Source organism: Exiguobacterium sp. OS-77, assembly GCF_000414195.2.
In the GTDB taxonomy this organism is placed as follows: Bacteria; Bacillota; Bacilli; order Exiguobacteriales; family Exiguobacteriaceae; genus Exiguobacterium_A; species Exiguobacterium_A indicum.
Window position 1 is genome coordinate 2,742,054 of sequence record NZ_DF239008.1, and the last position, 19,141, is coordinate 2,761,194.

Genomic DNA, 19,141 nt, shown 5'->3' on the forward strand with positions numbered 1-19,141 from the left:
TGTTATCGCTCAGTATACGCAAAAGAACCCGCTTCGGCAATCATTCGATTTTTATAAGAGGAGCGCGTACACTAGAAAAGAGAAGAATTTACTAAAAAGGAGTCGATGAATCGATGCAACAGATTACGTTAAACAACGGTATCAGCATGCCCCAACTCGGATATGGTGTCTTTAAAGTACCGGAAGAAGAAGTATATGAAGCGGTCAGCGAAGCACTCCGCGCCGGGTATCGTTCGATCGATACGGCGATGATTTACGAGAATGAAGAAGGTGTCGGTCGCGCACTGCGTGACTCCGGCATTCCCCGAGAAGAGATCTTTCTGACGACGAAAGTCTGGAATTCCGATCACGGCTACGAAGAGACACTTGCCGCTTTCGAGACGAGTCTACAAAAGCTTGGTGTCGATTATGTTGACTTGTATCTGATTCATTGGCCGATGCCAAAAGAAGATCGTTATGTCGAGACATGGCGGGCGCTCGAACATCTCTATGCCGAAGGGAAGACGCGTGCTATCGGTGTTTCGAACTTCCATATTCCGCACTTGGAACGAATTTTAGCCGAAGGATCGATCGTTCCTGCCGTCAATCAGATTGAACTCCATCCGTTCCTTAGCCAAGAAGCGATCCGAGACTTTTGCCGCAAGCACGGTATCGTCGTTGAAGCTTGGAGTCCGTTGATGAAAGGACGCGACGCGTTGACGCATCCGGTCATCGTCGATATCGCGAATCGTCATCAGAAAACGCCGGCTCAAGTCGTCCTCCGTTGGCACTTGCAACACGATATCGTCGCGATTCCGAAATCCGTCACGCCAAGCCGCATTCGCGAAAATCTTGATGTCTTCGACTTCAGCTTGTCAGACGCTGATATGCAAGCCATCGATCAATTGAACGCCAACGTGCGTACAGGATCAAATCCGGATCATAAATAAGACGAGACGATTCTCGTTTAATCTCCATACAAAAAGAAGGTACTTTTCGGATTTGATCCGGAAAGTACCTTCTTTGATGATGACCCTAACGCGTGATTCCAATCGATTATTTTAGCGGTCTAAATTATTTCCATGATCTTGCTTGGCGATGTCATCCGATTGATGTTTCGATTGACGACTTTCTTCGCCGTCTTGCGTTGCATCATGTTCTTTTTCCTCGCGTTCTGTTTCCGGACGTCGGAAATCGTCATCCCGACGCATTGCAATATCCGGTTCTCGGTTCCCGTCGAGTTTTTTTGAATGATCGATTGCCTGCTCGTCTTGCGGCATCTTATCCGTACCGGCGCGATGCAAATCAATTTCCGCATGCTCTTCCTTCGAATCTTTATCAACATCAAGCGGATTACCGGAGCCGAGCTGTGCATTGGAATTCGCATCTGATGACGTATGCGTCTCTTCGCCACTACCATAGCGAACTTTAACATCAGGATGCGTATTATCTGTATTTAAATGTGGATCGAACTGGATGTCTTGGACTTCAAGTAACAGAACGAAGCCCCCACCTTCGACTTCCGTTTTGCGTTGTTCGATTTCATTGTCTGATAGATCAAGTGATCCAAACAAATCATCGACTTCTTGATCGCGTCCTTTGTTCCCGCGAATTCGATCAATCCAAGACGGTTTCGTCGTCGCGATTTCGGCATCCATTTGGCTACGAACGAGTGCGATGTTCGACTTCTCTTTGACGATGACGTAGAAGTCTTCCTCCCGATGCCCTTGAATGTGCAATTCGTCCATTTTTGAGATCAATTCTTCTTCTGAATAGAATGTTCCGATATATTGTTTCGTTTTCATGGATGTTCTCCCCTTATCGACACGATTTGTCATGCGTGACTTCTATAAGGAGTATTTCCTCTTTTGCGTTAAAATATGCCAAAAAACATGCGTTCCATTAAAACGTCATCTGTTTGACATGTAAACGATCATTCGCCGACAAGTTTCAGACCAATCGTCGCACTTAAGACAAGACCTATACAAACCAGTCGCTTCCAGTCTTTTGATTCGTTATAGAGCACCATGCTGAGGATCGCACCGCCCGCTGCTCCGATACCCGTCCATACCGCGTACGCCGTTCCCATCGGTAAACCATTCATCGCAAGTGTCAAAAATAGAAAACTGAGTCCAAATCCTGTTCCCATCAACAGTAGATTCTTTGCATTCTTATTTTGATTGAACGTATTGATCAAGACGACACCAAACATCTCAAAGATTCCGGCAATGATTAAATAAATCCAACTCATGCTGATTTCTCCTCTCCACTGACTAATTTCAGACCGATGACGCCGACGAGTAAGACAGCAATCAATGCTAATTTCATCACGGAAGCGGTTTGATCGAACAAGACGATGTCCGTCACGACCGTTCCTGCTGTTCCGAGACCGACGAAAACAGCATAGACCGTTCCAACTGGTAAATGGTTACTCGCTTTAATTAGCACGGTAAAGCTAACGATGATACAGACGATCGTTGCAGCCCACTCAAGTGGTGTTGCCGCATGTTTTAATCCGATGACCCAGCCCACTTCAAAACACGCTGCGACGATGATCCCAATCCAATACTTTGCCATAATAATTGCCTCCTAATAGGTAAATTCAAATGAAAAAGCCCGGGAGCAAGCGAGACGATTCGCTTTACTCCCGGGCTTTTATCCCTCCGTTGCATGGACAAACGTCCATGTTCCTCCCTCGGTCCAGCCGTACGGAACCCTAGAGGATACTCCCTATTCCATTCGATACAACCACCCTAGCACGCCCTTTTTCCCATGTCAAACAGGAATCTGTTCCCCATCTGTCAAATAGAATCAAAGTGACTTCATCTGAATGAGGAGGATGCTGCATGCGTTATAAAATCAATGATCAACTTCGGATTCGTCGTTTTACACCAGAAGATGTAGAAGCGGTTCACGCCTATGCCTCACAACCCATCGTCAGTCAATTCCAGTCATGGGGACCGAATACCGAAACGGATACGAAACAATTCCTACACGATGCGCTTGAAAGTGAACTCGAGACACCAAGACGTCGTTATGTCTTTGCCGTGACGTTTCCAAGTGACGTCGTCATCGGTGCCGGTGAACTCGTCATCACAGACGTTGAGAATAAAATCGCCGAAATCGGATACGTCCTCTCGCCTGATGAATGGGGGAACGGATACGCGACGTCAATCGCCTCTTTCCTTCTCCAATTCGGTTTCGAAAAACTAGAACTACACCGAATCACGGCAACGTGTGACCCACGAAACGTCGCTTCCGAACGTGTCTTGCAAAAGGTCGGCATGACGAAGGAAGGACAGCTTCGCGAGACGGTCTATCTCGAAGACCACTGGCGCGATTCCTTGATTTACGGCATGCTCGACTGGGAATGGCAAGTGGATCACGAAGAAGATAACTAACATATGACTTCAAACGGTGTGCCGAGGCATACCGTTTTTTCATGAACAACCTCCTATTTTTTTGATTTTTATCAATTTTTAAACAAGCGCATGCTACACTATTCATAATGACAAATTTTAAGAATTGGAGTGAACCTCTTGATGAAAAAATGGACTGCTCATGTTGCTGGACTTGCCGCAACGTTAATGTTGAGCTCGGTTTTACCCGCACCCGCTTTTGCTGAATCGCCACCTGTTCAACCGACAGCAGAAACACAAACAGTCACCGAGACAACCGGGACGGCTTATTTGAAAGAGGATGCTGCGTTGCTACAAACGGCTGATTCCACAACGGTCATCCAACAACTACCAGCAGGAACGACATTCAAGACACTCGGTACGGACGGTGACTTCACTCGTGTCAGTTGGCAAGAAGGTACTGCTTATGTCGCAACAAACGCGTTAACGCAAACAGCACCTGTTTTTCAAAAACAAGCAACGCTGATGTCGAAAAGTTCACTCTCATTAGTTGCTTCACCATTTGATCCCACCGTCGTGACGACACTTCCCGCTTATCAGCGAATCGATACATACGGCACCTTCGACACGTTCACGCGTCTGAAATGGAACGAGCAATACGCCTATGTATCAACGACACAACTCGAGCAACTTCCGAAATTGGTTGGGACGCGTTATGCCAAACGAGCGACTTCTCTTTTCGTTGAGCCGAAGACGACGAGCGCGAAGACTGCCGTCACTCAAAATCAATCATTCGAAACGTTCGGAACGACGGGTACTTTTACACGTGTGGCGACTAAGACCGGTTACGCCTTCGTATTGACGACTGATTTAGCTGATACGCAGGTCGTGAGCCATCCAGAAACAGGAGTGCGTTACGTCCAACAGCAGACGACGGTCTATGCCACTGCGACTACGAAAGGAGAAGTCGTACAATCGCTTCCTGTGAATACTTCTCTTCAGACGTACGGCGTCGAGGGTTCATTTACACGAATCAAACGAAACGACGAGTATGCCTATGTATTGACGGCACATCTCGGTACGTTGAAATACTATCCAAAGACCGCACGCCTCTATGTTCAGCGCGCTACACCGATCTATAGTGCACCGAATGCTTCCGGCTCCATAATCGATCAACAAAAAACAAATACTTTATTAACGATCTATGGTAAAAGTGGCGTCTACAGTCGAATTATTTTCCGCGGAGTCCATGCCTACGTTAAAACAGCTGATCTTGGTAGTGAAAAAGTATACGCCGCAACCGGAACACGGTACGCAAAACGCAACTTGTCCGTCTATACGTCTGCTTCAACGAAAAGTAAAATGATGTATTCTGTCAAACGAGCTGATAAACTAACGATTTATGGTACGAGCGGTAGTTACACTCGATTAAAAAAAGGGACGGTCTATGGTTACGTCAAGACGAGTGATCTCGTCACGAAAAAGCCGGATCTGTATGACGTTACCGGTCAACGTTACGTGACAGAGGACGACGTCGTCATTCGGTCACAGGCAAAACTGTCGGGTAAAAAAATCGGTACGTTGAAAAAAGGAAAATCGATCACCATCTATGGAAAAAGCGGTTATTTTACACGTGTCAAATATAACAATATCTTTGGTTTCGTCGATTCGAGTCGGATCGGACTAAATAAACCAAAAGCAAAAGCGAAAAAAGGGACAACGTTTTATGTCCATCTGGACCAAACGCCACTCTTCTCTGCTGACGTCGCTTACAGTCGGCCAGCTGCCTATTTGAAAAAAGGGACAAAATTGATTGGTCTGAAATCAATTGATGATGATTTTTGGCAAGTTCGCTTAGTCAGCGGTCAAACGGGTTACGTCCTCAACCCTTATATCAGCACGAGCAAACCCGATATGAAACTGACACAAAAAGCAATCAATCGAACGAAAATCTATACCGTCAAACAGACGACATCCTTCTTTTCGAGTCCAACCAGTCCAAAAGGCAGCGGACTCGTTGAGCAAGGCAAACGTGTTTATCCGCGTCACCGGGTCGGAAACTTCTATGTCATCCAGTCAGGCTGGACACCCGTCTATCTTCCGGTCTCAGCTGTGACGATTACGTCCGATAAACGGGTCATTAAAAAGAATAACACGCGCGGTGAAAAGCTGATTCAAGCAGCCGTCCAACATATCGGTACACCTTACACATGGGGATCGCAAAATGCCGTGAACGGTGGCTTCGATTGTTCCGGTTTGATTCACTACGCGACAAATAAGGCTGGAAAATACGGTGGTCGGACGAACGTTCGCGGCTACTGGTACGGTGCTTTCTTTACGAATCGCCGGACGAGTATCTCGAGTGGTAAACGCTCGGATATCGTCTTCTTCCAGAACACCTACACGGATGGTCCATCGCATATCGGAATCATGCTCGATAGCGAACACTTCATCCATGCGGGCGGTTCACAGCTCCAAATCAATTCGATTTATGAACCGCGTTGGCAAGAGCATTTCCTCGGATTTAAATCGATGTAAGACAAAAAAAGACGAAGCCGTCGAATTCGACGGCTTCGTCTCTTCTTATCGCAACACGTCAGAATGTCATCTCGACGTATTTCGTTACTTGTCGATCCATCAAGTATAACTCGATCTGTTCACGGTATGCTTTATAGTGATCGGATGCGATATGCGCTTCAAGTGCCTCTTCGTCCTGATACACTTCATACAGCATGAATTGATGCTCGTCTTCGATCGATTGGTGCAAGGAATAGCGTAAGCATCCTTCCTCTTTTTGTGCGGCATGATAGACCGTTTCTAAAATCGGAAAGACTTGATCCGCGAGTCCTGCTTTGATTGTAAGTACAGCGTTGACGACGATTTCTCCCATGTTTCATTATCCCCTTTCGTGATTACCTGTATCTGTACCCATTTTCACGAAAAAACACACGTCAAAGGAGCTTGAAGATGCAAACTCAACTTTTTGAAGCACTCGAACAATTCGAACCGACGATGATCGCGTTACGGCGTGATTTCCATCGACATCCGGAACTCTCTTTTCAGGAAGTCCGCACACCAGAACGAATTGCAAACTTTTACGCGGAACGGGGCATCCCTCACGAAACAGCCGTCGGAGGTCGTGGTGTCGTCGCGACGATCGAAGGCAAACACCCTGGCCCAACGATTGCGGTCCGTGCAGATTTTGATGCTTTACCACTTCAAGAAGAGACAACACTTGCTTTCCGGTCAATCCATCCCGGTGTCATGCATGCTTGCGGACACGATGGGCATACGGCGATGGTGATGGCTCTTGCTGCTACGCTCTATCCGTTACGGGATCAATTGCAAGGAACGATTCGAATCATTCATCAGCATGGAGAAGAGGTCTTTCCTGGCGGAGCCATCCAAATGATCGAAGCCGGCGTTCTCGAAGGCGTCGATGCGATTTTCGCGACACATCTCGAAAATGATTTACCGGTTGGTACGATTGGGTTTCGGGAAGGACATACATTATGTGCGATCGACGAATTCGAAATCATCGTTCATGGTCAAGGTGGGCATGCCCAGGCACCGCACAAAACAAAAGATGCGCTCGTCGCTGGGGCACAACTCGTCTGTAACTTACAACACCTTGTCAGTCGACGGGTCGACCCATTTGAGCCAGCAGTTCTCGCAATCGGATCCTTCCACGCAGGAACGGCGCCGAACATCGTCACGGGTGAAGCACGCATCGTCGGGGAGATCCGGACGTTCAATGAAACCCTGCGGCATCAGCTCCGACAAGAAGTCGACCTTGTCGCCAAAACGACGTGTGCCGGCATCGGTGCTACTTATTCGATTGACTTCACGACGGGTTACCCGGCGCTTTGGAATCATCCGGACGAGACAAAACTCGTTCAGGAAGCTGCTTCTTTCTTACCGGAAGCATCTGTCCGGTCACTCACACCGATGATGGCGGCGGACGACTTCGCACATTATCTAACACACGTCCCGGGAAGTTACTTCTTTACCGGCTCCGGATATACGGACGGTCGCATCAATCATCCACAGCATCATCCGCAGTACGAGATCAACGAACAAGCGTTATTGGTTGGTGCGAAAACACTCGGAGCGACGGTTTTACGTGCCTTGAAACCTAAGGATTGACTTTATTTCTATGTGAATGGTATCATCACAACAATGATAACGAATGACATCAACTTCATATACCCTTATCAAGAGTGGACCGAGAGATCTGGATCGATGACGTCCCAGCAACCTGCGTATAGCAAGGTGCTACGACCAGCAAAGCGAAAGCTTTGGTTGATAAAAAGCGGCGACTCCTTTTGCAACCAAGCGAAGGAGTCGTTTTCGTTTTTCTCGCTGTCAGACATACAATGGGAATTTCCCACGGAGAGGAAGAGACGGATGGAAAAAGCAACATTTGCAGGTGGATGTTTTTGGTGCATGGTGACACCATTTGAAGAATTACCAGGAATCGAGGGAATCGTATCAGGTTACATGGGCGGTCACGTCGACAATCCGACGTATGAGCAAGTCAAAACAGGAACGACGGGACATCTCGAAGTCGTCCAAATCACGTTTGATCCGAGCCTATTCCCGTACGAGCGTCTGCTCGAACTCTACTGGCCACAAACGGATCCGACGGATGCAGAAGGTCAATTCCAAGATCGTGGCACGCAGTACGCACCAGCGATTTTCTATCATACGGATGCGCAGCATGAAGCAGCAATCGCTTCCCGTGACGCCCTTGCTGCAAGCAATCGTTTCAAACAACCCATCGTGACGCGGATCGATGCCGCTTCTGAATTTTATCCGGCGGAAGAGTACCATCAAGACTTCCATAAGAAAAATCCAGAACACTATAAAAAAGATCGTGCTGCCTCTGGTCGCGATGCTTTCATCGAGCAGGAATGGAAAGATACGACGACGGTCTAATCACCTCGAACCACATACAGTAGCTTAGACTGATTTCAAACATCTCGTTCTTCCCCTACTTTCCAGTAGAAAGTGGAGGATGACCGAGATGTCACTGGAGTCAGTCTTTTTGTATGTAAACAAATGATGTCTTCTTTACCAACACCCTCACACAAATTTGTAATCGTTTACAAATGAAGTCTTTTGTTTTACGGTTAATAAAAATTAACCGGTTAAAAAGGAGATGATTGCATGGAACAAAAAGCGATTCACATATTAGAGAGCTATGAACAGTTAAAAGTGATCAGTGATCCGTTACGAACAAAAATCCTCATGTTTCTCGTCGAAAAACCACATACGGTACATCAGTTAGCCCACTTGCTGACGTTATCCCGCGCAAAGATCCTCTATCATGTACGAGAACTTGAAAAGCATGACTTGATTCGCCTCGTCCGGACGGAAGAACAGGGCGGCAATCTATTGAAATACTATCAAGCGATTGCTCGAGGCTACATTCCTGCCGATCATCTACTGAACTTCGTCGAGACGAATGAAGCGACCCGGCAGTCGTATCTTGAGGTATTGGACCGAGCAAAGACACGCGTCCTCACCGCTCCAACTACTGCTTTTTCTCCTGTGTCTTCAAACGTTGAAGACTGGATGAGCTTATCGCTTCAAAAGGAACTGACGATGTCTGAAGCCAATTTTCGGCAATTTGCTACCAAATATCGTGCTCTATTGGACGAGTTCACACGGTCCCCTTCACTAGACGAAGAAGATAAAAAACACTTCTATATCATGACGACTGCCTTTGCAATTGATGAACCACTATTTGAGAATGACGACGTCTAAACCGGAGGTGCCATATGCTGCCTGTTGAAATGGATACGCAACAATCGCTGTTTAAAAATCGATCTTTTTTATTTTTATGGGGGTCCAGTATGTGCTCTGCCCTCTCCCTATCAACCTATTTATTTGTTGAACAATGGTATGTCATCCATACGCTAAACCAGGCGTCATATCTCGGATTCGTCCTCATGGCCACCTTGTTACCCCGTATTTTTCTCATGTTGTTCGGTGGCGTCTTATCCGATCGCTATAAACGTTCGACGATCATGCGCATCTCGAGCGCTTTACGAATCAGTTTCATTCTCTGTCTTCTCGTATTACTTCATGCCGATCAGCTTACATTGTTGACGATTTTAGGATTCGCCTTGCTATTCGGTAGTGTGGATGCATTCTTTTCGCCAGCGAATGCTTCCTTACTGCCTACACTCGTTCCGAAAGAACAGCTCACTAAAGCCAATTCACTGATTCAAACATCTAATCAAATCGCCCTCTTTTCAGGTCCGATTCTTGGTGGAGTCATCCTCAGCCATTCTTCTTACTCGCACGTCTTTCTCGTGATTTTCGGCACACTCTGTCTGACGCTTCTCTTCACGTATGGTATTCGTGAATCTAAGATCAAGCGATCGCTTCAGCATTCAGCTCTCTTTGAACTAAAAGAAGGGCTACATTACGTCTTTCACCTTCAGCAACTCAAGCAGACACTTTTTCTTGTCATCTGTGTCAATTTCTTTTTCTTTGGACCACTCTTACTCGGAATCCCCTTACTCGTTCATGATGTGCTCCAAGGAGATGCGATGGATTTAAGTTATATGCAAGGGGCTTATCAAATGGGAATGCTCGGAGGGGCGCTCTGGAGTGGTTTAACGCAGAAGAAAGAAAACGGACTTACCTCATCGGTCCGATTGATTGGCGCCTTAGGTTTGCTTTTCTTCCTGCTTAGTCAAGTCCAGCAGATTTCGTTGTACCTGATCATCCTGTTATCACTTGGTGTCCTTTCTTCGATCATCAATATTCGCTTCATTACGTTCATCCAGTCTCAGTGTGCGGAAAAGACGATGGGACGTGTCATGAGTGTCGTGAATGCCGCGTCAAATGGTCTCGTTCCATTATCTTACGCGCTCCTTTCGTTTCTACTGTCGTTTCACGTTTCGATCACGACAATCATGTTGTACTGTGGTCTTCTCATTATTGTTCTCTCGCTTTACTTCAGAAAACGCATGATCCAGGTCGAAAACTAGTCAAAAAAAGACAGTGGATTGGAATGCCACCGTCCTTGTTCTGTATTCGGTTATTACGAAACACGTTCTAGTTGATCCTTTGCCTGTTGTTCCGGTGCCACGACTTGATACCGTTTCAAGACGAAGATGCCACACACCATGACAGCGAGACCGATGAGCTGACCAAACGATAAGTCGATTTGCGGCAAACCGAACCAACCGAACGTATCAACGGCGAGGGCAAAGCTTAACTGCGAAATCAGAACGACAGAGATCGCGACGGACGGACCAAGCAACTGAATCCCACGCATGACACAAAAAACGACGCCAACACCGACAAGTCCACCAAACCAATAGAGTGGTGATACGTTTTGGATCTGCCCGATTGTTCCACCACGAAACAGAACATACGTGACATTTGCTCCGATGAAGCCGACGAAGAAGACCAACGTCGTCGTCGCCCAAGCACCGAACGCGTCACTCATCCGGGCATTCAATACCGTCTGTAAACTGATTAGCATCCCTGCCAATACAGCACACACGATGCCTATTACCATGTTCGTTCCTCCTTACTCATAGCTGTTGCCGTTCGCCTTCTCGCGAATCCGCTCCAGATCAACGATGATGATTTTCCCACGTCGTCGAACGAGAATCTCTTCTTCACACAACTTCGTGATGATCCGGTTGAGATGGCGATAACTTGTTCCAAGCCAGTCAGCAACGTCATGTAGATTCGACGTCCGCATCTCCTGATAAAACAAACTGTCACTAGCTTCGGACGCAATCGATAATAAGTAGCCTGCAAATCGCTCCTCGACCGTATAGAGTACGTGGTGCGACGCTGATTTCGAATCGGCATACCACTTCGCTGTGATCGTGCGTAATAAGAATTGCAGAAAGACATTCGTCGTATTGTGCTCGCGTAAAATCGCATACGGCACGCTCAACACATCGACATCGGTCACCGCCTCAACTGTATTCAACACTTCTCGTTCATTGATGAACTCGGCGTCACCAATCACTGTCAGTGGTGTTTTGAATCGTAAAATCCGTTGTTTCCCTTCTGACGAAGCAGCAGAAATCTTGACCTTGCCTGCGACGATGAAGTACATCCGGTCGATTGTCGCACCGGTCGTACAGAGGAGTTCTCCTTTTCGGAAGGTTTCTTCACGCAACCAAGCGCGCGTCTCTTCCGTCAAAATCGTATCCAGTCCATATTGTTGGATGACGGTTTCCATGTTCGTTCCCTCCCTTTAGGCAAGTGAGAAAATCGCAACTCCTACAAGCATGAGACCCACACCAACCCACTGACCACGATTTCCTTGTTTTTTTAAGACACCGAACCATCCTTTTAAATCAATCAGAAAGGCACATAAAATCTGCGCGACGAGTAACAAACACATCGCCCATGTCATCCCGAGTTTTTGGATCGCTGTGAGTTCCGTTACGACGACTAGCACGCCAATCAAACCACCGCTCGCATAAATCCACGGTAACTGACGGAATCCGCCGATTTTCCGATCTCGTACGAAGCTATAAATGACTAAACAACCCATCAGACCAACAAAGTGGACGATCAATACGGATAACCACGGTCCGACGCCTGTCGCAAGGCGCGCATTGAATATACCTTGCAGGGCGATGAACAGACCGCTCATCAAAGCAAACACGACTCCTTGCACGTCATCTCCTCCTTTAATCTCTACACTAGAGTAGACCTTATTCGTGCCTCACTTGAAAAGGACAAATGTCCCGTTTTCAAAAAAACATGAAAAACCCGCTTTCCACAAGCGGGTTTACGGGTCATCATTGTATGTTCATGTCGCAAAACGAGCAGTCGTCCGCTTCAGCTGTTCCTCTGCTTCCTCCATCATGCGCGTAAACAACTCAGCAACCGTTGGCACATCACGAATCAAACCGGCAACCAGTCCAGCGTTGACATATCCTTTCTCTTCATCGCCTTCAAGAGCGCCTGTAATATGATACGACTCATTCGTCTGATCGAGAAAAGCAGCAGGTGTCTTGGCTGTGAGCTGTTCGACGTAAGGACCATCAAGGACACGTCGGACAAATCCAACGGAGCGCCCGATGATGCGTGTATCGGTATCTGTCGCATCCGTTAAGCGCGATTTATAAACTGGGTGGACCTTCGCATCTTCCGTCGCGATCAACCGTGTTCCGAGCTGGACGCCGGCAGCACCAAGCAACAAAACAGCTGCCAGTCCACGACCGTCACCAATCCCCCCTGCTGCAAGAACTGGAATGTTGACCCGATCGACGAGTTGCGGAATCAAGGTCAGCGTCGTCAACTCGAGCGGTGAGTTGATGCCTGCCGCTTCAACTCCCTCCGCTACGAGTACATCTGCCCCTGCCTGTTCTGCCTTTAACGCCTGTTTGACTGAAGCGACAACCGCGATCGTTTTGATGCCGGCAGCTCGGAGTCGCTCTATGTACGGTGCCGGATTTCCTGCCGACAAGGAGACGACCGGAATCTTTTCTGCGATCGCGAGATCAATCAGTGCTTCTGTATAGGGAGACACACGAATCGCAATGTTCAAGGCAAATGGTTGATCCGTCAGCATTCGTGTCTCGCGAATCCGCGACGCCACTTCGTCGACCGACAATGTCCCGCACCCGAGCGTTCCGAGTCCCCCGGCATTCGACACTGCTGCCGTCAGCGCCGCATGACTAATGTTACCCATTCCTCCTTGGATCAAAGGATATCGAATTTTAAAGAGCTCACAAATCGGAAACATGTCTTTCCTCCGTTCTCGCCTTCACTCACATGCTATACTGACATGGAATGAATAGTAGTTCATCTTATTATAGAAACGAGGTCATTCTGTTATGAAGATTCCGTATCAATCGATTCATCCGAACGTCGCCTCCGATGTGTTCATCGCTCCTGGCGCTTATCTGATCGGAGACGTCACGATCGGTTCCGAGTCTACCGTCTGGTTCAACGCTGTCTTACGCGGTGACGAAGGACCGATTACAATTGGGAAACGATGCAGTATCCAGGACAACGCGACGATTCATCTCTATGAAGGGGCACCCGTCGTCATTGAAGATGAAGTAACGGTCGGACATAACGCGATTTTACATGGTTGCAAAATCGGACGTCGTTCGATCGTCGGAATGGGTGCGACCGTTCTTGATCATGCAGAGATCGGTGAAGAATGCATCATCGGGGCGAATACGTTAATTCCATCGGGAAAAGTTTTCCCACCCCGTTCGCTGATCATCGGCTCACCCGGTAAAGTCGTGCGTGAACTAACAGAAGCGGATCTTGCGATGATTCAGGAGTCGATTGATTCTTACGTCGATAAAGGATATGCCTTCCGAAACATTCTCGCAGAATCAGCTGAACAGAACACATCTGAATGACACGAATGCGGGGCGGATCAACTGATCCGTCCCGCTCTTTTCATTCGAATATATGCTCACCGCTCTGCAAACAGCGGGTGTTCCGCTGCGTCGTACGAGGCACTGCGTTGCGACACATCGTGCGTCTCTTCAAAGATCGATTCGAAGAACCGACTCGCTGGTTGTGCGAGCAATCGGTAATATTGTTCGAACAAGAGCGCCGCGTGATGTCCGCTCCAAGCATCTGGTAACAGTTCTTGCGGTAATCCGGGATCCGTGAACAGAAACTTCCGGTACTCATGTACGAGCATCGTCCGTTCGACGAAACACTGTTCATCCGTCATTTCTCCGAGTTGGAGCTGACTCTGATGGACGATGTATTGCCGGCTGTAATCCGTGATGAACGTCTCGTAACGCTCCTGCAATTCCTCCAGCGGAAACGCGCGCTCAACGAGGGATTGATCCTGCTTCGGACCATGGTATTCACCGACGAAGAAATCGACATACTCTTCGATCTCATACGACGCGATCAATCGTTCCGCCTCTTTTTCAAGTGGGTTCGGTGAAATCCAAACCCCGTTCGATAAGTTGCCAAACCCACTCCACGTCAGTTCTTTACGGAGCTCGTCACGAATCTGGCGTTTATCCTCCGGAATCGTGTACATCAGCGTCCGCCATTTCCCGTCCCAGTCGTGCGGTGTTGATCTGTAGATCCGCCGTGCGGCCTCCTCCATCCGTTCCACCCCACGTGGTGTTAATGAATAAAAGCTTTTATTTCCTTGTTTTTCGGAGACGAGCCAGCCTTGTTTAACCATTCGGGAGACAGCAACCCGAACGGCCTGCTCGTTATGTCCGAACTCTTTGACAAGTCGAATCAAACTCCCGACCCAGATGTGATTGCCGTAATGACGGATATAATCGCCGTAAATCGTAAAGATCATCGATTGGGTGTTCGCACTCATGGTATTCACTCTCTCTTCAGTCGTTCATAGTGTGTATCGTTAGTATACGGGTTATTTCAAACGTCGACCATCCTCATCTTCCTTCAAAGCGCGGTGGTCGTTTTTCAGCGAAGGCTTGTAGCGCTTCCTGACGATCAGCCGTCGGAATGACGACTTCATAGGCTTCTGTTTCGAGCTGCAGTCCTTGTTCGAGCGAGACGTCCCGCCCTTGATCAATCGCTCGCTTCGCCTGGCGCAAGGCGATTGGTCCGTTCTGTAACATCTGATTAGCAAACTCAAGACACGTCGTCATCAACGCTTCCCGGGCAACGACGGCTGTCGCGAGTCCGTACCGTTCTGCTGTCATCGCATCGATTTTTTTCGCCGTGAAGATCAGTTCCTTTGCCCGTGTCTCCCCAATCAGTCGTGGCAAGCGTTGTGTTCCACCGGCTCCTGGAATGATCCCGAAGCTAGTTTCCGTCAAGCCGACGAGTGCATCCTCGACGAGAAAACGGAAATCACAGGCAAGGATCCACTCGAACCCACCGCCGAGCGCGTGACCGTTGACGGCTGCGATTGTTGGTTGCGGCAATTGTGCGATCGAAGTGAAGACATTCCGGATCGCAAGGACATTGCGCCGGACTTCTTCTTCGTTTAAATGCACGCGTTCTTTTAAATCGGCGCCGGCGCTAAATGCTTTCCCCGTTCCCGTAAACAGGACGACCCGCGCTTCCGAGTCGACTGATAACGCATCGACCTGTTCTTGCAAAGCGACAAGCGTCGGATAATCGAGACAGTTCAAACGTTCCGGACGATCAATCCGGACGATTGCGATATAGCCTTCTCGTTCTAAGTGAATCATGCGAGTCCCTCCCGATCGACGACAAGTGCGATCCCTTGTCCGACTCCGACACACATCGTCGCAAGACCATACGTCCGGTTCGTCCGGCGCATCTCATGCAATAATGTCGTCAAAATCCGCGCCCCACTCGCACCGAGTGGATGACCGAAAGCGATCGCACCGCCGTTGACGTTGACCTTTTCGCTTGGTAAACCAAGTGCTTCGATACAGGCAAGACTTTGAGCCGCAAACGCTTCATTCAACTCGATTTGATCGAGCTGTTCGACCGTCAACCCTGCCCGCCGGAGAACTTTTTCCGTCGCGTCGATCGGTCCAATCCCCATGATGGCAGGTTCGACCCCTGCCGTCGCACTCGCCCGGTAATACCCGAGCGGCGTCAAACCGAGTTCGTTTGCTTTTTCTTCACTCATCAATAACAGTGCCGACGCACCGTCGTTGACACCAGATGCATTCCCCGCCGTCACGGTACCACTTGGGAATAACGGACGAAGTGTCGCCAGTTTCTCACGTGTCGTCTCGGGACGAGGATGTTCATCACGATCGAAGACGCTGACGTTGCCTTTCCGGTCCGTTTGTGTGACCGTAATCAGTTCGTCCGTGAAGCGCTCTGCCTCGATCGCTCGTTTCGCGCGTTGCTGGCTTTCGAACGCAAAGTCGTCCTGCGCTTCGCGTGAGATCCCGTACTGACGGGCGACGTTCTCGGCTGTCTCCGGCATCGAATCCGTTCCGTATTGATCTGCTAAACGATCATTGACGAAGCGCCAACCAATCGTCGTATCGTACATCGTCTGATTGCCACGTGGGTTGGCCTGATCCGGCTTCGCGAGAACGAACGGTGCACGCGTCATGCTTTCCGTCCCACCAGCGATATAGATATCGCCTTCACCTAAGGCAATCCCGCGCGCCGCCGCGATGACAGCGTCGAGCCCTGACCCACATAAGCGATTGATCGTCGTACCGGCGACTTCGACCGGTAGACCAGCTAGTAGTCCCGACATCCGGGCGACGTTACGATTGTCTTCTCCCGCCTGATTCGCATTGCCGAAAATGACTTCCTCGATCGTCTTCGGATCGACTTGTGGATTACGCTCAAGCAACGCTTCGATGACGCGTGCTCCTAAGTCATCCGGACGAACCTGACGCAATGCGCCGTTATAGCGACCGATCGGTGTCCGAACGGCATCGATGATGGCGACCCGTTTCATGATGTCACCTCGCGATTCGTATAGTCATAGACGCCACGACCGGTTTTACGTCCGAGTCGTCCGGCTTTGACATACTGTTCGAGCAGTGGTGCCGGACGGTATTTTTCGCCGAGCTTCTCATGCAGATACTTTAAGTTATGGAGACGGGTATCGAGTCCGACTAAGTCCCCGAGTTCGAAGGGTCCCATTGGATAGTTTAAGCCGAGTTTGATTGCTTTATCGATCTCTTCTGCTGTCCCGAGTCCTTCTTGTAACATGTAGAACGCTTCGTTTCCGACGAGCGCACTGATCCGCGAAGTCACGAACCCCGGAAACTCGCGGATGACGACCGTTTCCTTCTGCATCTGACGCGCCACCTGCTCAAGAGCTGCGACCGTCTCATCCGACGTCTCAAGACCACGAACGAGCTCGATCAGTGGCATCAGATGGACCGGATTGAAGAAATGCATCGCCATGACCCGGTCCGCTCGGTTCGTAAAGGAGGCAATTTCCGTTGGACTCATCGTTGACGTGTTCGTCGCAAAATAACAGTCCGGACGTGCATGTGCTTCTAGCGTTTCAAAGACTTGCTGTTTGATGCTGAGTTGTTCCGGTACTGCTTCAATGACGAGATTTGCTTGTTGTGCCGCCTCGGCTAGATCGGTCGACAGATGCAGCCGATCGAACAGTCCCTCGACCTCACTTGTCGTCATCTTGCCACGGATGATGCCTTTTTCCGCGATTCGTTCTAATTCTTGCAGTGCTCCTTTGACGTATTCCTCTTTGATATCAACGAGTGTCACCTGAAATCCGCGGTGTGCGGCAACGTACGCAATGCCACGTCCCATGACGCCGGATCCGACAACGACGATTTGTTCTACCATCTAAATTCCCCCTTATCCCCTGTGCTGTTAAAAAAGGCTGGACTTCCCGACGGAACCCCAGCCTTCCCTCTTGCTTATAGTCCGAACGGATTGAGTGGACGACTGCCGTAATACGACAAGATACTTTTTGTTTCCGTGTACAGATCAAGTGTTTCAATACAGAGTTCACGACCGAAGCCCGATTGTTTATAGCCACCAAACGGTGTACCCGGGAAGGCAGAGAACGGACAGTTGACCATGACGATGCCGGCTTTGATTTGATTTGCGACACGTGTCGCTTTCGCGCCGTCTTTCGTCCAAACAGCTGAGCCGAGTCCAAACGATGTATCGTTTGCTAGACGAATCGCTTCTTTTTCATCTTTGAACGGCATGACGACGACGACCGGTCCGAAGATTTCTTCATTGACCGCTTTCATCTCATGTGTGACGTCTGTGATAATCGTCGGTGCGTACCAGAAGCCTTTTTCGTATCCTTCTGGTGCTGAAGCATGACCTCCTGTGACGATTGTTGCCCCGTCCGCTTTCGCTGACTGGACGTATCCATCGATGACATCGACTTGTTGTTGGTCGATGATCGCTCCAACGTGTGTTCCTTTATCGAATGGATTACCAAGGACGAGTTGTTTTGTCTTCGCGACGAACTGTTCCATGAATGCTTCGTAGATCTCTTCGTGGACATACAGGCGCGAGCGCGCTTCACACGATTGACCGCTGTTATAGAAGATGCCGAACAACGAACCATCAACGGCTGCTGTCACGTCCGCATCTTCAAAGACGATGTTCGGTGATTTCCCACCGAGTTCGAGTGTGACTCGTTTTAGCGTCTCGGACGCACGTCCCATGATGTCTTTACCGACTGGCGTTGAGCCCGTGAAGGCGACTTTATCGACGTGAGGATGCTCGACGAGATGGTTGCCGATCTCGCGTCCGGATCCCGGGATGACGTTAACGACACCTGCCGGTACGCCAGCCTCTAGACAAATCTCTCCGAGAATGATCGCTGTCAACGGTGTCAATGTCGCTGGTTTGACGACGACCGAGCAACCGACTGCGATTGCTGGTGCGACTTTCCAAGCTGCCATCATCAACGGATAGTTCCACGGAATGATTTGTGCACAGACACCGACCGCTTCTTTTTCCGTGTAGTTATGGAATTGCCCCGGTACGTTATTGACGACACCACGATGACCGACGATCGCACCCGCATAGAATTCAAAGTCTTCAATCGCTTGCGTGACTTGTCCTTGCGCCGCTGCCAGTGATTTCCCTGTATCAAGAATCTCCAGTTCGACGATTTCGTTGAAGCGGGAACGCATGATGCTCGCAATTTTATTCAAGATTTGTGCCCGACGCCCGACCGGCCACATCTTCCACTTTCCGTGATCAAACGCATCGCGCGCTGCTTGAACAGCACGATCCGCGTCTTCTTTTGATGCTTTTGCGACTTCCGCGATCACTTCGCCCGTCGCCGGATTGTATGTTTTGAACGTCTCGCCTGTTGCGCCCTCGACCTGTTCGCCGTTAATGAGCAAATGATAGACGGACCGTTTCATTTCAAGTGTTTTTTCATGTACTGTCGACAT

At 49.1% G+C, this 19,141-nt stretch carries 21 protein-coding genes and 1 riboswitch; of the genes, 8 read left to right on the plus strand and 13 right to left on the minus strand.

The features are described 5' to 3' along the window. Positions 1-113: 113 nt before the first annotated feature. Positions 114-929, plus strand: coding sequence for an aldo/keto reductase (locus tag EXG77_RS14000; RefSeq protein WP_023467018.1), 816 nt, complete (start codon positions 114-116; stop codon positions 927-929). A gap of 111 nt (positions 930-1,040) precedes the next feature. Here the strand turns inward: EXG77_RS14000 and EXG77_RS14005 are convergent, their stop codons facing one another. The 3 genes from EXG77_RS14005 to EXG77_RS14015 form a co-directional block, all read right to left on the minus strand. Beyond that, positions 1,041-1,784: a general stress protein gene (locus EXG77_RS14005; RefSeq protein WP_035399003.1), complete on the minus strand. Its 744-nt coding sequence runs from the start codon at positions 1,782-1,784 to the stop codon at positions 1,041-1,043. A gap of 128 nt (positions 1,785-1,912) precedes the next feature. Continuing rightward, positions 1,913-2,230, minus strand: coding sequence for a multidrug efflux SMR transporter (locus EXG77_RS14010; protein WP_023467016.1), 318 nt, complete (start codon positions 2,228-2,230; stop codon positions 1,913-1,915). Next, positions 2,227-2,556: a multidrug efflux SMR transporter gene (locus EXG77_RS14015; protein WP_035399004.1), complete on the minus strand. Its 330-nt coding sequence runs from the start codon at positions 2,554-2,556 to the stop codon at positions 2,227-2,229. The genes EXG77_RS14010 and EXG77_RS14015 overlap by 4 nt, the downstream gene beginning before the upstream one ends. A 269-nt stretch (positions 2,557-2,825) precedes the next feature. Here EXG77_RS14015 and EXG77_RS14020 point away from each other — a divergent pair, with 269 nt between their 5' ends. Beyond that, complete coding sequence (locus EXG77_RS14020) at positions 2,826-3,380, plus strand: GNAT family N-acetyltransferase (protein ID WP_023467014.1); 555 nt, start codon at positions 2,826-2,828, stop codon at positions 3,378-3,380. A gap of 141 nt (positions 3,381-3,521) precedes the next feature. Continuing rightward, a complete protein-coding gene (locus tag EXG77_RS14025; RefSeq protein ID WP_238987959.1) occupies positions 3,522-5,876 on the plus strand; it encodes an SH3 domain-containing protein in 2,355 nt (784 codons plus the stop codon). A gap of 58 nt (positions 5,877-5,934) precedes the next feature. Here the strand turns inward: EXG77_RS14025 and EXG77_RS14030 are convergent, their stop codons facing one another. Continuing rightward, positions 5,935-6,228 (minus strand): putative quinol monooxygenase, encoded by a 294-nt coding sequence (locus tag EXG77_RS14030; RefSeq protein WP_035399006.1) that lies wholly within the window; start codon positions 6,226-6,228, stop codon positions 5,935-5,937. A 77-nt stretch (positions 6,229-6,305) separates the two neighbouring features. On the opposite strand from EXG77_RS14030, the gene EXG77_RS14035 reads away from it, so the two are divergent. The 4 genes from EXG77_RS14035 to EXG77_RS14050 all read left to right on the plus strand — a co-directional run bounded on the left by EXG77_RS14035 (position 6,306) and on the right by EXG77_RS14050 (position 10,342). Then, a complete protein-coding gene (locus EXG77_RS14035; RefSeq protein ID WP_035399007.1) occupies positions 6,306-7,484 on the plus strand; it encodes a M20 family metallopeptidase in 1,179 nt (392 codons plus the stop codon). 62 nt (positions 7,485-7,546) lie between these two features. Beyond that, positions 7,547-7,650, plus strand: a riboswitch (SAM riboswitch). Positions 7,651-7,745: 95 nt separating this feature from the next. Next, the gene (gene msrA / locus EXG77_RS14040; protein WP_023467010.1) at positions 7,746-8,276 is read left to right on the plus strand and encodes a peptide-methionine (S)-S-oxide reductase MsrA; all 531 of its coding nucleotides are present in this window, start codon (positions 7,746-7,748) and stop codon (positions 8,274-8,276) included. Positions 8,277-8,507: 231 nt separating this feature from the next. After that, positions 8,508-9,107 carry a winged helix-turn-helix domain-containing protein gene (locus tag EXG77_RS14045; protein WP_035399009.1) on the plus strand — a complete coding sequence of 200 codons (600 nt, stop codon included), beginning with the start codon at positions 8,508-8,510 and terminating at the stop codon, positions 9,105-9,107. Positions 9,108-9,136: 29 nt separating this feature from the next. Then, positions 9,137-10,342, plus strand: a complete 1,206-nt coding sequence (locus tag EXG77_RS14050) for an MFS transporter (protein WP_255415728.1) — start codon at positions 9,137-9,139, stop codon at positions 10,340-10,342. A 53-nt stretch (positions 10,343-10,395) separates the two neighbouring features. Here the strand turns inward: EXG77_RS14050 and EXG77_RS14055 are convergent, their stop codons facing one another. From EXG77_RS14055 to EXG77_RS14070, 4 genes are all read right to left on the minus strand, one after another. After that, a complete protein-coding gene (locus tag EXG77_RS14055) occupies positions 10,396-10,878 on the minus strand; it encodes a DMT family transporter (protein ID WP_035399013.1) in 483 nt (160 codons plus the stop codon). Between the two features lie 12 nt (positions 10,879-10,890). Beyond that, a complete protein-coding gene (locus tag EXG77_RS14060; RefSeq protein ID WP_035399014.1) occupies positions 10,891-11,559 on the minus strand; it encodes a Crp/Fnr family transcriptional regulator in 669 nt (222 codons plus the stop codon). Between the two features lie 15 nt (positions 11,560-11,574). Continuing rightward, complete coding sequence (locus EXG77_RS14065) at positions 11,575-12,003, minus strand: DMT family transporter (RefSeq protein ID WP_035399016.1); 429 nt, start codon at positions 12,001-12,003, stop codon at positions 11,575-11,577. A gap of 135 nt (positions 12,004-12,138) precedes the next feature. Beyond that, positions 12,139-13,077 (minus strand): nitronate monooxygenase family protein, encoded by a 939-nt coding sequence (locus EXG77_RS14070; RefSeq protein WP_035399018.1) that lies wholly within the window; start codon positions 13,075-13,077, stop codon positions 12,139-12,141. 91 nt (positions 13,078-13,168) lie between these two features. On the opposite strand from EXG77_RS14070, the gene EXG77_RS14075 reads away from it, so the two are divergent. After that, the gene (locus EXG77_RS14075; RefSeq protein ID WP_035399020.1) at positions 13,169-13,708 is read left to right on the plus strand and encodes a gamma carbonic anhydrase family protein; all 540 of its coding nucleotides are present in this window, start codon (positions 13,169-13,171) and stop codon (positions 13,706-13,708) included. Between the two features lie 56 nt (positions 13,709-13,764). On the opposite strand, the gene paaX is transcribed toward EXG77_RS14075, so the two are convergent. The 5 genes from paaX to EXG77_RS14100 all read right to left on the minus strand — a co-directional run bounded on the left by paaX (position 13,765) and on the right by EXG77_RS14100 (position 19,141). Beyond that, the gene (paaX, locus tag EXG77_RS14080; RefSeq protein ID WP_035399021.1) at positions 13,765-14,649 is read right to left on the minus strand and encodes a phenylacetic acid degradation operon negative regulatory protein PaaX; all 885 of its coding nucleotides are present in this window, start codon (positions 14,647-14,649) and stop codon (positions 13,765-13,767) included. Positions 14,650-14,722: 73 nt separating this feature from the next. Continuing rightward, complete coding sequence (locus tag EXG77_RS14085) at positions 14,723-15,490, minus strand: enoyl-CoA hydratase-related protein (protein WP_035399024.1); 768 nt, start codon at positions 15,488-15,490, stop codon at positions 14,723-14,725. Beyond that, positions 15,487-16,695, minus strand: coding sequence for an acetyl-CoA C-acyltransferase (locus EXG77_RS14090; RefSeq protein WP_035399026.1), 1,209 nt, complete (start codon positions 16,693-16,695; stop codon positions 15,487-15,489). The genes EXG77_RS14085 and EXG77_RS14090 overlap by 4 nt, the downstream gene beginning before the upstream one ends. Beyond that, positions 16,692-17,558, minus strand: coding sequence for a 3-hydroxyacyl-CoA dehydrogenase (locus tag EXG77_RS14095; RefSeq protein WP_035399028.1), 867 nt, complete (start codon positions 17,556-17,558; stop codon positions 16,692-16,694). Before EXG77_RS14095 ends, EXG77_RS14090 begins: the two co-directional genes overlap by 4 nt. A 74-nt stretch (positions 17,559-17,632) precedes the next feature. Continuing rightward, entirely contained in the window at positions 17,633-19,141 is a 1,509-nt protein-coding gene (locus EXG77_RS14100) for an aldehyde dehydrogenase (protein WP_035399029.1), read from the minus strand.

Bases quoted from the DNA above. Each gene is read 5' to 3' on its own strand.
- EXG77_RS14050 (WP_255415728.1), top strand. From the start codon at position 9,137: ATGGATACGCAACAATCGCTGTTTAAAAATCGATCTTTTTTATTTTTA.
- EXG77_RS14045 (WP_035399009.1), top strand. From the start codon at position 8,508: ATGGAACAAAAAGCGATTCACATATTAGAGAGCTATGAACAGTTAAAA.
- EXG77_RS14075 (WP_035399020.1), top strand. From the start codon at position 13,169: ATGAAGATTCCGTATCAATCGATTCATCCGAACGTCGCCTCCGATGTG.
- EXG77_RS14060 (WP_035399014.1), bottom strand. From the start codon at position 11,559: ATGGAAACCGTCATCCAACAATATGGACTGGATACGATTTTGACGGAA.
- EXG77_RS14020 (WP_023467014.1), top strand. From the start codon at position 2,826: ATGCGTTATAAAATCAATGATCAACTTCGGATTCGTCGTTTTACACCA.
- EXG77_RS14090 (WP_035399026.1), bottom strand. From the start codon at position 16,695: ATGAAACGGGTCGCCATCATCGATGCCGTTCGGACACCGATCGGTCGC.
- EXG77_RS14025 (WP_238987959.1), top strand. From the start codon at position 3,522: ATGAAAAAATGGACTGCTCATGTTGCTGGACTTGCCGCAACGTTAATG.
- EXG77_RS14055 (WP_035399013.1), bottom strand. From the start codon at position 10,878: ATGGTAATAGGCATCGTGTGTGCTGTATTGGCAGGGATGCTAATCAGT.
- EXG77_RS14095 (WP_035399028.1), bottom strand. From the start codon at position 17,558: ATGGTAGAACAAATCGTCGTTGTCGGATCCGGCGTCATGGGACGTGGC.
- EXG77_RS14015 (WP_035399004.1), bottom strand. From the start codon at position 2,556: ATGGCAAAGTATTGGATTGGGATCATCGTCGCAGCGTGTTTTGAAGTG.
- EXG77_RS14010 (WP_023467016.1), bottom strand. From the start codon at position 2,230: ATGAGTTGGATTTATTTAATCATTGCCGGAATCTTTGAGATGTTTGGT.
- msrA (WP_023467010.1), top strand. From the start codon at position 7,746: ATGGAAAAAGCAACATTTGCAGGTGGATGTTTTTGGTGCATGGTGACA.
- paaX (WP_035399021.1), bottom strand. From the start codon at position 14,649: ATGAGTGCGAACACCCAATCGATGATCTTTACGATTTACGGCGATTAT.
- EXG77_RS14005 (WP_035399003.1), bottom strand. From the start codon at position 1,784: ATGAAAACGAAACAATATATCGGAACATTCTATTCAGAAGAAGAATTG.
- EXG77_RS14030 (WP_035399006.1), bottom strand. From the start codon at position 6,228: ATGGGAGAAATCGTCGTCAACGCTGTACTTACAATCAAAGCAGGACTC.
- EXG77_RS14035 (WP_035399007.1), top strand. From the start codon at position 6,306: ATGCAAACTCAACTTTTTGAAGCACTCGAACAATTCGAACCGACGATG.
- EXG77_RS14100 (WP_035399029.1), bottom strand. From the start codon at position 19,141: ATGTCGACAGTACATGAAAAAACACTTGAAATGAAACGGTCCGTCTAT.
- EXG77_RS14070 (WP_035399018.1), bottom strand. From the start codon at position 13,077: ATGTTTCCGATTTGTGAGCTCTTTAAAATTCGATATCCTTTGATCCAA.
- EXG77_RS14085 (WP_035399024.1), bottom strand. From the start codon at position 15,490: ATGATTCACTTAGAACGAGAAGGCTATATCGCAATCGTCCGGATTGAT.
- EXG77_RS14000 (WP_023467018.1), top strand. From the start codon at position 114: ATGCAACAGATTACGTTAAACAACGGTATCAGCATGCCCCAACTCGGA.